Source organism: Allokutzneria sp. A3M-2-11 16 (genome assembly GCF_024213555.1).
GTDB lineage: Bacteria > Actinomycetota > Actinomycetes > Mycobacteriales > Pseudonocardiaceae > Allokutzneria.
This window is the reverse complement of record NZ_JANAVO010000009.1, coordinates 21,641-34,348: the sequence shown is the minus strand read 5'-3', so window position 1 is coordinate 34,348 and position 12,708 is coordinate 21,641. Positions and strand designations below refer to the sequence as shown.

Here is a 12,708-nt window from a genome sequence, read left to right as displayed (position 1 = left end):
ATGATCGGCGTAAGCGCGAAACCTTAATCCGGGGTGTAGTCCAGGTTCGGCCGCAGCCAGCGCTCGATCTCCGCCAGCTCCACGCCGCGCCGCCGCGCGTAGTCGGCGACCTGGTCCCGGCCCAGCCTGCCCACGGTGAAGTACCGCGAGTCCGGGTGGGCGAAGATCAGCCCGCTGACCGCGGCCGCCGGGGTCATCGCGAAGGACTCGGTCAGCCCGATCCCGAGCGCGTCCGCGTCCAGCAGCTCGAAGAGCTCTCGCTTCTCGCTGTGGTCCGGGCTGGCCGGATAGCCCAGCGCGGGCCGGATGCCGCGGAAGCGCTCCGCGTGCAGGTCCGCCAGCACCGGCTGCGCGTCCGGCTCGAACCAGTCCCGCCGCGCCTTCAGGTGGATGTACTCGGCGAACGCCTCGGCGAGCCGGTCGGCCAGCGCCTTCACCATGATCGCGCGGTAGTCGTCGTGGACGGCCTCGTACTTGGCCGCCAGGTCCTCCGCGCCCTGGATGGCCACCGCGAACCCGCCGAGGTGGTCGCCCTCGGGCGCGATGTAGTCGGTGAGGCAGCGGTTCGGCCTGCCCTCCGGCTTCTTGGTCTGCTGGCGCAGCATGGGGAAGCTGGTGCCGTTGTCGAGCACGATGTCATCGCCCTCGGAGCGCGCGGGCCAGAACCCGTAAGCGCCCTTCGCCCGGAACGACCCCTCGGCGATGATCTGGTCCAGCAACGTGTTCGCGTCGTCGAAGAGCTCCCGCGCCACCGGCTGCTCCAGGATCGCCGGGTACTTGCCCTTCAGCTCCCAGGCCAGGAACAGGAACTGCCAGTCGATCATCTCGCGCAGTTCGGGGATGCTCGGCTCGATCACCCGCACGCCGGTGAACACGGGGGTGGGCAGCCCGTCGAAGGACACCTTCTCCGCGTTGGCGCGGGCGTCCGCGACCGTCAGCAACGGCAGGCGCTGCTTGGCCGCGTGCTGCTCGCGCAGCCGCTCCTGCTCGGCGCGGTTGGCCGCGTCCAGCTCCTCCGCGCGGTCGGCGTCGAGCAGGTCCGACACCACGCCGACCACCCGCGACGCGTCGAGCACGTGCACGGTGCTGTGGTCGTAGGCGGGGGCGATGCGCACGGCGGTGTGCTGCCGCGAGGTCGTCGCGCCGCCGACCAGCAGCGGCAGCTTCAGGCCCCGGCGCTCCATCTCCGCGGCCACCGAGACCATCTCGTCCAGCGACGGGGTGATCAGCCCGGACAGCCCGACCACGTCGGCGCCCTCGGCCACCGCGGTGTCCAGGATGCGCGCGGCGGGCACCATCACGCCGAGGTCGATCACCTCGTAGTTGTTGCAGCCCAGCACGACCCCGACGATGTTCTTGCCGATGTCGTGCACATCGCCCTTGACCGTGGCGAGCACGACCTTGCCCTGGCCGCGCTCGACCTCGACCCGGCCCTCCAGCCGCGCCTTCTCCTTCTCCGCCTCCATGAACGGCTCCAGGTAGGCCACCGAGCGCTTCATCACCCGCGCGCTCTTGACCACCTGCGGCAGGAACATCTTGCCGGAGCCGAACAGGTCGCCGACGATCTTCATGCCGTCCATCAGCGGGCCCTCGATGACGTTGAGCGGCCGGTCGAACTGCTGCCGGGCCTCCTCGGTGTCGGCCTCGATGAAGTCCACGATCCCGTGCACCAGCGCGTGCGAGAGCCGCTCGGCGACCGTGCCCTCGCGCCAGGACAGGTCCACCGTGCGCTTGGTGCCCTTGCCGCTGACCGTCTCGGCGAAGGCCACCAGGCGGTCGGTGGCGTCCTCGCGGCGGTCGAAGATCACGTCCTCGACCAGCTCCAGCAGGTCGGCCGGGATGTCGGCGTAGACCGCGAGCTGACCGGCGTTGACGATGCCCATGTCCAGTCCCGCGCGCACCGCGTGCAGCAGGAACGCCGAGTGCATCGCCTCGCGCACCACGTCGTTGCCGCGGAAGGAGAACGACAGGTTCGAGATGCCGCCGCTGGTCCGCACGCCCGGGCAGCGCCGCTTGATCAGCGGCAGCGCGTCGATGAACGCCTTGCCGTAGCCGTTGTGCTCGGGGATGCCGGTGGCCACCGCGAGCACGTTGGGGTCGAAGATGATGTCCTCGGCAGGGAACCCGGCCCGCTGCGTGAGCAGGTCGTAGGCCCGCCCGCAGATCTCCACCTTGCGCTCGGTGGTGTCGGCCTGGCCCTGCTCGTCGAAGGCCATCACCACCACGCCCGCGCCGTAGTCGCGGATGCGGCGGGCCTGCTCCAGGAACTGCTCCTCACCCTCCTTGAGGCTGATGGAGTTGACGACCCCCTTGCCCTGCACGCACTTCAGGCCCGCCTCCAGCACGCTCCACCGGGAGCTGTCGATCATGACGGGGATGCGGGCGACCTCGGGCTCGGTCGCGATCAGGTTCAGGAAGGTGGTCATCGCCCGCTCGCTGTCGAGCAGGTCGGCGTCCATGTTGACGTCCAGCAGGTTCGCCCCGCCGCGCACCTGCTCCAGCGCCACGTCGACCGCGGCCTGGTGGTTGTCGCCCTCGATCAGCCTGCGGAAGCGCGCCGAGCCGGTCACGTTGGTCCGCTCGCCGACCATGATGAAGCCGGTGTCCGGCCCGATCTCGAACGGCTCCAACCCGCTGAACCGGCTGCTGTGGCGGGGCTTCGCGACCGGGCGCGGCGCGAGGTCCTTGACGGAGGAGGCGATCTTCGCGATGTGCGCGGGGGAGGTGCCGCAGCAGCCGCCGACGATGTTGACCATGCCCTCGGTGGCGAAGTCGCGCAGCAGCGCCGCGGTCTGCTCCGGCGTCTCGTCGTAGCCGCCGAAGGCGTTGGGCAGGCCCGCGTTGGGGTGGCAGGCGGTGTAGGTGTCGGCGAAGCGCGCCAGCTCGGCGACGTGCGGGCGCATCTCCTCGGCGCCCAGCGAGCAGTTCACGCCCACGACCAGCGGCCTCGCGTGCTCGATCGCGGTCCAGAACGCCTCGACGGTCTGCCCCGACAGCGTCCGCCCGCTCAGGTCCACGATGGTCACCGAGATCCACAGCGGCAGCTGCGGGGCCACCTCGCGCGCGGCGGCGATCGCGGCCTTGCAGTTGAGCGTGTCGAAGATCGTCTCGATCAGCAGCAGGTCCACCCCGCCCTCGGCCAGCGCCTGGATCTGCTCCGCGTAGGAGGCCTTGACCTGGTCGAAGGTCACCGCCCGGTACGCGGGGTCCTCGACCCTGGGGGAGAGCGAGAGCGTGACGTTGAGCGGGCCGATCGAGCCCGCCACGAAGCGCCCGCCCACCTCGTCGGCCGCCTGCCGGGCCAGTTCCGCGCCGCGCAGGTTCATCTCGCGCACGCGGGACTCCAGGCCGTAGTCGGCCTGCCCGATGCTCGTGGCGGTGAAGGTGTTGGTGGTGGTGATGTCCGCGCCCGCGGCCAGGTACTGCCGGTGCACGTCGAGGACGACGTCCGGGCGGGTCAGGTTCAGCAGGTCCGGGTCGCCGGTGACGTCGTGGGTGTGGCCGGCGAGCCAGTCGGCCAGGTAGTCCTCGGGGGCGAGCTTGGCGTTCTGCAGCATGGTGCCCCACGCGCCGTCCAGCACGGCCACGCGGCGGTCGAAGAGCTCACGAAGGTCCTGGATCCTGCTCACGGCCTACCTCCCTTGATGGGAGGCGCCCTTGCTGCGGATCGACGGAACCGGTCGAGCGTGGCGGGCCGGGTGTCGTCCCCGTCGCCCGTTGCAGCGCCTCTCGACCTGATCATCAACTCTACCGGAGTCACCCGGGCGCACCGAGCGAAACTCTTCGATGTCGACGGGACGGATGACCCCCTCGGCCGCCGCCGTGGCCCCCGTCACTGTTAGCCGGATTACGCGCCCTTGCCTCGGATCGCACCGCTTCCAGCTTTCTTTCGGGGATTGTTCTTGGCATCCTCTTGATCGAGTCAGCTCCCGCCGCCGTCGCTGGGCTTAGATGTTGATTCGTGATTGCTTCCCACGGGGTTGAGCAACCGTTGATAAACATGCGGCCACGCTGGTCGGCGTTTGTCTTCCACGAGCTTCAAGGTCGACCGGAAGAGCAAGGGCAAGGTGAAGATCGAGGAGCGCGCCGCCAAGGTCGCCGGGGGTAGGACCCAGCGCTCCTGCTAGGCCGTTCATTCCTTCCGGGAATCCGCGCGCGAGTCTTTGGCGCAGGACGAAGTAATTGCCTTCGGTGACGATCTGTGTACGGTTGCGCACAGATCGGCTATCGGATTCGCCGAGGCCGTTCTTCTTTTCCTGAGAGGGACTCATGATCAAGCGTTTCGTGCTGGCCGCCGTCGTCGCGGCCGGTGTCGCCCCGGCCCTCGCCGGTTCCGCCTCCGCCGCCGCGCCGGAGGGCTGCGGTGAGTGGACTCCCGGCGGCCTCCGGGTGTGCCTGGAGCACAAGAAGGGGCAACTCGTCGCGACCGCCTTCGCCCGCAACGGCGCGGGTAGCGGCGCGAAGGTCCAGATCTGCCGCGTGGGTCAGAACAAGTGCACCAGGATGGTCGACGGCCTGAAGACCACCGGCTGGCCGGACGATTCCCACTTCGGCAACTTCGTCGCGGTCGTGTCCAACGGCAGGAGCTCCGCGAAGAGCCTGCTCCTCTCGATCCCGTTCAGGACGCCCGCCTGACGAGCCCGGCGACCAGGGCGGCGAGCGCCGTGTGGGACTCCAGTTCCAGGTGCCCGCCGTCCGGTCCCGGTCCGGCCACCGCCCCCGCCTCACCGAAGATCACCCCGCGCTCCGCCGCCAGGTCCCGCAGCGCCCCGGCCAGCCCGCGAGCGCGCTCCACCAGTGTTGTCGCGTCGAAGCCCCCGCCCATGATGTCGGCGAACAGCGGCTTGCCCGGATCGGGCACCACCGGCGACAACAGGACAGCCCGCGCCTTGAAGCGGTCGATGACGTCGAGCAGCCCGCCGATCGCCGCCGCGACCTCGGCTGGGCCGCGACCGAACACCGTCTTGAGATCATTGAGCCCGAGCATCAGCACGACCACGTCCACCGGTAGGTGGCTTTCCAGGCACGGCACCAGGTAGGCGAGCCCGTTCCGCCCCGGCCGCCCTGGCTCGTCGAGGTCGGTCGTCCGCCCGTTGAGGCCCTCCTCGATCACGTCGTGGTCCGCGCCCAGTGCCTCCTGGAGCCTGCCCGTCCACCGCACGTCAGCGGGCCACCGCCCCTCGTCCGGCGCGTCCGAGCGCACTCCGAACGTGTTCGAGTCACCGAAGCACAGCACGCGCACCGCTTCCGGATTCGTGTTCATCGCGTCCCCACCGTTGTCCAGACCCCAAGCATGCCCATGCGTCTGGCGCCGCAACGCCGCTCCTGCCCCAAAGGGCGCTCAGGCCGCACGCGCACCCCAGGTAAAGCCTCGGTCCCGTTGCGCCCCTTGCCTTCCGGCTACATTCTCAGTTGTGGGTCGAGTCTGATGTTGCGCATGGGTTGTTGGTCGGGGTCGACCCAGCGTGGCGGGATGAACGTCGGGATGCCGTGTTCGAAGATGATCTCCCAGTCTCCTTGGTGCACAACGTGATGGTGATGTGAGCAGAGCAGGACGAGGTTGCCGAGGTCGGTCGGTCCGCCGTCGATCCAATGCACCACGTGATGAGCTTCCGTCCACGCGGGTGGCCGATCACACCCGGGGAAGGCGCATCCCTTGTCCCGCACCGCTAACGCCCTGCGCTGCGTCACCGTCGCCAGCCGTCGACTCCTCCCTACGTCCAGGGGTTGGCTTTCGTCGCCGAGGACGACGGGCATGACCTCGGCATCGCAGGCCACCAGCCGCAACGACCCCGCTGAGACTGGGTCGTCCCATTGGGTGTATCCGGCGCCGGTCCACTCGTGCAGGTTGTCCCAGGACATCGTGACCACCACCCGGGGCCGCTCCTCACCACAGGTCGGCAGATCCTGGGAGGCCATCGCGATCGCGATCACCTCCGCGAAGGCGTCGGCATACCGCTGCTCGGTGGTGCGCGGGTCTTTCTCCCCACCCACCGGGCGGGGCTTGGCGAGGGCGTGCAACACGGTCTTGATCTTCGCGCCGGTGATCGGGTCGAACGCCGCTTTGATCATCAGGTAGCCGTGTTCGTTGGTGCCCATCCGCAGATACCGCCGCGTATACCCTTCCTGCTCGTCGCGGTGCACACCTTCGGGGTCGATCCGCGACCGCAACACCTTGCCCGCATAGGTCAGCTGACGCGGATTCAACCGGGGTGCGTGCTGGCAGAGCACATCTTCGGCTTTCCCGGCCTTCTCCGCCGGGACCTTGCCCACCGTCCCAGAGATGATCAACGCACGACGGCCACTGATCTTCCCCTCCCGCAACAACGCCTGCGTCCTCGGCAGAGACGGGAGTTCGCGCACCAGACGAGCACGCTGACCGGCCTCACCGGAGTCCAACTTCAACTTCACCCGCAACAGCACCGCGAGATCCTTACACCCGTAATCGGAGTGCATACCCTGCGACTCGGCCTCTGCCGCACCATCGGTGGCGGCGGCGGTGACCATGTTGGTCAGGGTCTCCATGTCCTGCATCCACTCCAGCAACGCCTCACCCGTCAACCTGTAGGTATCCGACGCCACGAAGTGCGCCTTCAGGGACGCGATGGCTTCCTTGGGATCAAACACAATTCACCTCCTTCGACTCCTTCAATTATCTCAGCAGTCAAGATCGAAATCGAAGTACCAGCGGGTGAACTCCAGCAATACCAACAACTTCAGCGCGTGACCGCACTATGTGCACATATCGTGAAAATCCATTGTGGACAATCAGAACGCCAGGCGCCCCAACAGAACCCCGCCGCGTCCGAAGCCAAGAAACGCAAGCAAAGGCCAACCGCAGCCCGCGAGCGGGACGAAGGCACTGCCTGACAAGCGCGAAACAAAAGTCCACAATGGACTGGATGGCGGCGCCGACGCTGACGCCACGCGGCAAGTGGATCGAGGAGGGCCTGCGCGCCCTCGCCGCGGGCGGCCCGGAGACCGTCAGGGTCGACCCGCTGGCGAAAGCGCTCGGGGTGACCCGCGGCGGTTTCTACTGGCACTTCACCAACCGGCAGGCGCTGCTGGAGGAGATGCTCGACGCCTGGGAGCGGATGGGCACCGACGAGGTGATCGAGCGGGTGGAGACCGAGGGCGGCGACCCCAGGGGCAAGGTGGTGCGGGCGGGCGCGCTCACCTTCTCGGCGGCGCTGCTGCCGGTGGACCTGGCCGTGCGCGACTGGGCCAGGCGAGATCCGGAGCGTGCTGGCCTTCTCGCTCGTGGTCGGCAACCACTTCCTGGCCGCCGACCACGGCGCGAGGAGCCGTCAGGACGTGCTGGACCTGGCGATGAGGCGCCTGCTCATCTGACGGTCGCCCAGAACGAGCACTTGTGCCCGGATGCGACGTCGACCGGCTTCACCGCGCCCGGCGCCAACTGCATGGCCTGCTCGCCGTCGGTGGTCTTCGGCCAGGCCGGAGTGCCTTCGTGGTTCGGATTTCCGGTGTGCGCGAACGCGGTCCAGTAACCGATCATCGTCTTGGCCAGGTCGCGCTGCGGGCCCTGGGGGAGCAGGTCGACACCGTTGAGCTCGAACAGCGAAGGCAGTTCGCTCGCGTGGGTCGGTCCCATGGGCAGGCCGGGGACGTTGATCTGGTTGACATTGGGCGCGGCCTCGTCGGCGAACTCGTAGGAGTACACGGTGGTGTGCCTCGCGAGCAGGCGGTTGGCCTGCTGGGTCTGGCACGCCCAGGACTGGTCGCCCACCACTGTCGCCCACGCCAGCCCGGCTGAGCCGTACCTGGTGATCGGGTACTCGCGTGCCACCGCGTCGGCGTGGCGGCCGTAGGCCTTCGACAGCAGCGCCGGGTAGGTCTTCTCGGTGATCAGCTCCGGCTTGTACAGGATGGCGCCACCGACGAAGGACCTCGCCTCGTCCCTGGTGCCACCGGAGATCACCGGGATCTTGGCGACATCGCCGTCGCGCAGAGCGGCCTTGGGATCTTTGGGAAGCAGGTCGGTGCCGAACGCCACGTGATCGGCGAAGGACCGCATCACCGGCATGAGTTCCTTGACCGGCTTGCCGCGCATGCACTCCAGCCGCCGCGCCGGTCCGCAGCCGAGCCCGTCCGCCGCGGTGACGCCGTCCGCGATGCCCTGCTGCACCGGCAGGTAGGGGCTGTGCGCGCGGTCGCCGGGGAAGAGCCCGCCGTGGGGCCAGGCGAGTTCGCAGGAGCCGGAGGACACGATCGCCTTGTCGATGAGGCCGCGGGCCTTGGGTGAGGTGATCATGGCGCAGGTCGACATCCCTCCTGCCGACTGGCCGAACACGGTGACGTTGTCCGGGTCCCCGCCGAAGGCGGCCGCGTTGCGGTCGGCCCACTCCACCGCCGCGAACTGGTCGGCGAGCCCGAAGTTGCCGGAGCCCGCCAGCCCGGGAAGACCGAGGTAGCCGAGGACGCCCAGCCGGTAGTTCGCCGTCACGACGATGACCTGGCCCTGGTCGGCCATCCGTTCGGCGTTGTACAGGTTCCCGCTGTCGATGGTGAACCCGCCGCCGTGCAACCAGACCATCACCGGCAGCTTCCGGCCAGGACGCTGCTCGCGAGGGGTCGTCACGTTGACGAACAGGCAGTCCTCGGTCAGCACGGGCGCGCCGCCGGGGCGGGTCTGCGGGCACATGTTGCCGAGGCGGGTGGCCTCGCGCACCCCCGTCCAGGTGCCGGGCGGCCGGGGGAGTTGCCAGCGGAGCTCACCCACGGGTGGTTCGGCGTACGGAACGCCCAGGAACTGGCGGCTTTTCGTGGTGGCGGTTCCGCGCAGTTCTCCGGACTCCACCCGCACGGTCAACGGTGCCGCCCCCTGGGCCTGGCCCTGGGGCGAACACCCGGCCAGCAGGGCGACGGCCAGCGTCGCCGCCACCCCCAGTGCCATCAGACGGGATTTCGTGGAACGCATGTCCTGCTCACTTCGGTCGACGACTGTCGTGTCGGTTCAAAAGTTAGCAGGGCTGTTTAACTTCTGGCAAAGCTGCGCGAACATAGGCCTTGAGCTGCTGTTATTCCTGGCCGGACGTGGTTGCGGCGTCGAAGATCGCCAGGAGTTCGGCGGTGTACGGTTCGACCTCGCCGCCGTCTAGGACGTGGCTCAGCGCTCCGTCCAACGCGCCCCGGATGGTGCGGCACATGACGTCGACGTCGAACGCGCGGAACTGTCCCAGCTCCTGGCCAGCGCGCAGAATCCGCGCGAGGTCCGAGATCTCCCGCTGGTGGCGACTGTCGTCGGAGCGGTTGCCCGCGAAGATCTCGGTGAGCGCCAGCATGTGCCGCGGATGGTCGGCGTAGAGCTCGACGCTGCCCCGGATGAACGTCAGCAACGACTCGCGCGGCGACCGGGCGAGCACCATCTTCGGGCCGATGGTCTCCGCGCCGAGCGCGTACACCTGCTGGACGACCTGCTCGATCAGCTCCGCGCGGTCGCGGAAGTGGTAGGTGAGCACCCCACGACTCACGCCGGCTCGCTCGGCGATCCGCACCGTCGAGGCGTTGGCGAGCCCGTGCTCGGCGATCACCTCGATCGCACAGCCGACCAGCTGCTTGCGGCGTGCCACGTGGATGAACGTGTCGTCAGCGGTTCTTGTCATGGTGAGTCAGAAAGTAGTAGCGCTGGTCAAACCCGTGCAAGAAGACGGCCCGGCGCCGCCCGTGATCGACGGGGCGGCGCCGGGACGGGCTCAGCGGCTGGGCGTCAGCTCGGTGCCCAGCGCCTGCCAGTCCAGCTGACGTCCGGCGAAGTCGCGGATCGACGCGAGCAGGCCCAGCCGCGCGGCGCGCACGTCCGGGTCCTCGGCCATCACCATGACGTCGTCGAAGAACGTGTTGATCGGCGTGGTGAGCACCTCGGCCACGTCGACGAACACGCTCAGCGGGGCCTCGGCGGGCAGCGCGTCGCGGGCGTCGCCGAGCGCGTCGAGCACGGCGACCTCCGCGGGCTCTTTGAGATGCGCGCGGTCGAAGGAGGACGAGGTGCCCGCGGGCACGATGCGCCGCACCCGCTGCAACGCCGCGACCAGCTCGCCGAACGACGCGTCACCCGCGCGCCGCGTCAGCTCGGCCAGCGACCGGTCCGCCGCGGCGGGGCAGTCGGCCAGCGGGAGCACTGCGGCGACGAACTGGTGCGGGTTGCCCGCGTCGATCAGGTGCAGCTCGTAGCGCCGGAGCACGAACTCGCGCGCGTCGGTCAGCGCCGACTCGCCGATCTCCACGCCCTGCGCCCGGAACTGCTCCGCCGCCAGCTCCAACGCCGCGCTGAGCTTGATGTCGCGCAGCGCGGGAACAGCGCGGAGCACACCGATCGCCCCGAGCGCGGCGCGGCGCAGGCCGAACGGGTCGGAGCTGCCGGTGGGGTTGGCGCCGACGCCGAACAGGCCGACGAGCAGGTCGAGCCGGTCGGCGAGCGAGAGCACCGCGCCGGGGACCGTCGAGGGGAGCGTGCCGCCCGCGGTCCTGGGCAGCTCCATCTCGAACAGCGCCGTCGCGACCGCGGCGGGCTCGCCCGCGCGCACCGCGTACTCGCGCGCCATCACGCCCGCGAGGCTGGTCAGCTCGACGACCATCTGCGAAGCGAGGTCGAACTTCGCCAAGGCGGACGCGCGTTCCAGCGTTGCACTGTCCTCAGTGGACAGTTCGATGCCCAGAGCCCTTGCGATGCCCGCGATCCGCTTCGCGCGGTCGGCCATCGACCCGAGCCGCTCCTCGAAGGCGAGCTTGTCCAGACCGGCCTTCATCGTCTCCGGGCTGACCTGGAGGTCGGCGCGCCAGAAGAACGCGGCGTCCTCGTAGCGGGCCCGCAGCACCGCCTCGTTGCCCGCGCGCACCACGTCCGCGTCGCAGTCGCCGTTCGCGACCGCGACGAACCGCGGCCGCAGCGAGCCGTCCGCGGCGCGCACCGGCAGGTACCGCTGGTGCTTGCGCATCACCGTGGTCAGGATCTCCGCGGGCAGCTCCAGGTAGCTCTCCTCGAACGAGCCCAGGATCGCGTTCGGCCGCTCGACCAGGTTGGTGATCTCGTCGAGCAGCGCGTCCTCGCCCTCGACCACGCCGTCCACCGACGCCGCCAGCTCGGCCGCCGCGGCGACGATCTGCGAGCGACGCGCGACGGGATCGGCCACGATTCCGTGCTGTGCAAGGAAATCCAGGTAACCGTCCGCGCTCGGGACGGGCACGGTCGGCGATGCGGCGGTGCGGTGCACGCGCGTCTCACGACCGCTGGACAGCGACGAGACGGCGACCGGCACCTCCACGTCGCCGAGCAGCGCGACGAGCCAGCGGACGGGGCGGGTGAACGACAGCTTCGGGTCGTTCCACCGCATGTTCTTGTCCGCGCGCAGCTCGCCGACCACCTGCGCGAGCTGGTCGCTGAGCACCTCGACCGCGGTCCGGCCGACCTCGGTCTTGACCACGCCGACGTGCTCGACGCCGTTGACGTCGATCTTCTGGAGCGCGCCGGGGTCGATGCCCTGACCGCGTGCGAAGCCCTGCGCGGCCTTGGTGGGGTTGCCGTCCGCGTCGAAGGCCGCGGAGGCGCGCGGCCCCTTGACCGTCCGCTCCGCGTCGGCCTCGCGCGGCGCGACAGCGTCCACGGTGATCACGACGCGGCGCGGCGTCGCGTAGGCCCGGACCTCCCCGTGCTCCAACCGCGTCGCGGCGAGCCGGGTGGTGATCGACTGGCGGACCGCGTCGGCCGTCCGCGCGACCTCGGCCGCGGGCAGCTCCTCGGTGCCGATCTCGAACAGCAGCGTCGCGGGCTCGGTGACCTCCGGCAGCGTCGCGGGCAGCGCGGCGGCGGCCGGGGCGTCGGCGAGGCCGAGCGGGTGCCCCAGCTCCTCGCGGCGCTCGGCCCACAGCTTCGCCACGCGCCGCGCCAGGCCGCGCATCCGCCCGAACGCCTTGGCGCGCTCCGTTGTGGACACCGCGCCGCGCGAGTCGAGCACGTTGAAGGTGTGCGAGCACTTGAGCACGTAGTAGTGCGCGGGCACCGGGAGCCGCTGTTCGAGCTGGCGCTCCGCCTCGGCCGCGTAGTCCTCGAACAGCCTGCGGTTGGTCGCCACGTCGGCGTCGTCGAGGTAGTAGCGGCTCATCTCGTACTCGGCCTGCCCGAACGCCTCGCCGTAGGAGATGCCGGGCGCGTAGGCGATGTCCTTGAAGTGGTCCACCCCCTGGAGCGCCATCATGATCCGCTCCATCCCGTAGGTGATCTCCACCGAGACGGGGGCCAGCGTCATCCCACCGGCCTGCTGGAAGTAGGTGAACTGGGTGATCTCCAGCCCGTTCAGCCACACCTCCCAGCCCAGACCCCAGGCGCCGAGCGCGGGGGAGGCCCAGTTGTCCTCGACGAAGCGCACGTCGTTGGCGTCCACGTCGATGCCCAGCGCCTTCAGGCTGCCCAGGTACAGCTCCTGCGGGTTGCCCGGGTCCGGCTTGAGGATCACCTGGAACTGGGTGTGGGTCTGCAACCGGTTCGGGTTCTGGCCGTAGCGCGCGTCGTCGGGCCGCACGCTGGGCTCGACGTAGGCCACCCGCCACGGCTCGGGGCCCAGCACCCGCAGCACCGTCGCCGGGTTCAGCGTGCCCGCCCCGACCTCGGTGTTGAACGGCTGCACCATCATGCAGCCGCGGTCGGTCCAGTACTTCGTCAGCGCGAGCAACGCTTCCTGCATCGTGAGCACG

At 69.6% G+C, this 12,708-nt stretch carries 7 protein-coding genes and 1 pseudogene; 2 read left to right on the top strand and 6 right to left on the bottom strand.

Annotated features, from left to right (window positions below; genetic code table 11):
* Positions 1–23: 23 nt before the first annotated feature.
* On the bottom strand, positions 24–3,629 hold the full coding sequence (gene metH, locus NLX83_RS31230; RefSeq protein ID WP_254238813.1) for a methionine synthase: 3,606 nt from the start codon (positions 3,627–3,629) through the stop codon (positions 24–26).
* Between the two features lie 640 nt (positions 3,630–4,269).
* Between metH and NLX83_RS31225 the strand changes: the two genes are divergently transcribed.
* Positions 4,270–4,635 carry a hypothetical protein gene (locus NLX83_RS31225; RefSeq protein WP_254238812.1) on the top strand — a complete coding sequence of 122 codons (366 nt, stop codon included), beginning with the start codon at positions 4,270–4,272 and terminating at the stop codon, positions 4,633–4,635.
* On the opposite strand, the gene NLX83_RS31220 is transcribed toward NLX83_RS31225, so the two are convergent.
* Together NLX83_RS31220 and NLX83_RS31215 are read right to left on the bottom strand one after the other, a co-directional pair.
* Positions 4,619–5,263, bottom strand: coding sequence for a GDSL-type esterase/lipase family protein (locus tag NLX83_RS31220; RefSeq protein ID WP_254238811.1), 645 nt, complete (start codon positions 5,261–5,263; stop codon positions 4,619–4,621). The two genes, NLX83_RS31225 and NLX83_RS31220, sit on opposite strands and share 17 nt — an antisense overlap.
* 137 nt (positions 5,264–5,400) lie before the next feature.
* On the bottom strand, positions 5,401–6,627 hold the full coding sequence (locus tag NLX83_RS31215; protein WP_254238810.1) for an HNH endonuclease signature motif containing protein: 1,227 nt from the start codon (positions 6,625–6,627) through the stop codon (positions 5,401–5,403).
* A 275-nt stretch (positions 6,628–6,902) separates the two neighbouring features.
* On the opposite strand from NLX83_RS31215, the gene NLX83_RS42330 reads away from it, so the two are divergent.
* Entirely contained in the window at positions 6,903–7,508 is a 606-nt protein-coding gene (locus NLX83_RS42330; protein ID WP_374118832.1) for a TetR/AcrR family transcriptional regulator, read from the top strand.
* On the opposite strand, the pseudogene NLX83_RS31205 reads toward NLX83_RS42330, so the two are convergent.
* The 3 genes and pseudogenes from NLX83_RS31205 to NLX83_RS31195 all read right to left on the bottom strand — a co-directional run.
* A pseudogene (locus tag NLX83_RS31205) lies at positions 7,418–8,914 on the bottom strand (carboxylesterase/lipase family protein); the annotation flags it as partial. The gene NLX83_RS42330 and the pseudogene NLX83_RS31205 sit on opposite strands and share 91 nt — an antisense overlap.
* 124 nt (positions 8,915–9,038) lie before the next feature.
* Positions 9,039–9,623, bottom strand: coding sequence for a TetR/AcrR family transcriptional regulator (locus NLX83_RS31200; protein WP_254238808.1), 585 nt, complete (start codon positions 9,621–9,623; stop codon positions 9,039–9,041).
* Between the two features lie 90 nt (positions 9,624–9,713).
* Positions 9,714–12,698: a glycine--tRNA ligase gene (locus tag NLX83_RS31195; RefSeq protein ID WP_254238976.1), complete on the bottom strand. Its 2,985-nt coding sequence runs from the start codon at positions 12,696–12,698 to the stop codon at positions 9,714–9,716.
* Positions 12,699–12,708 lie beyond the last annotated feature (10 nt).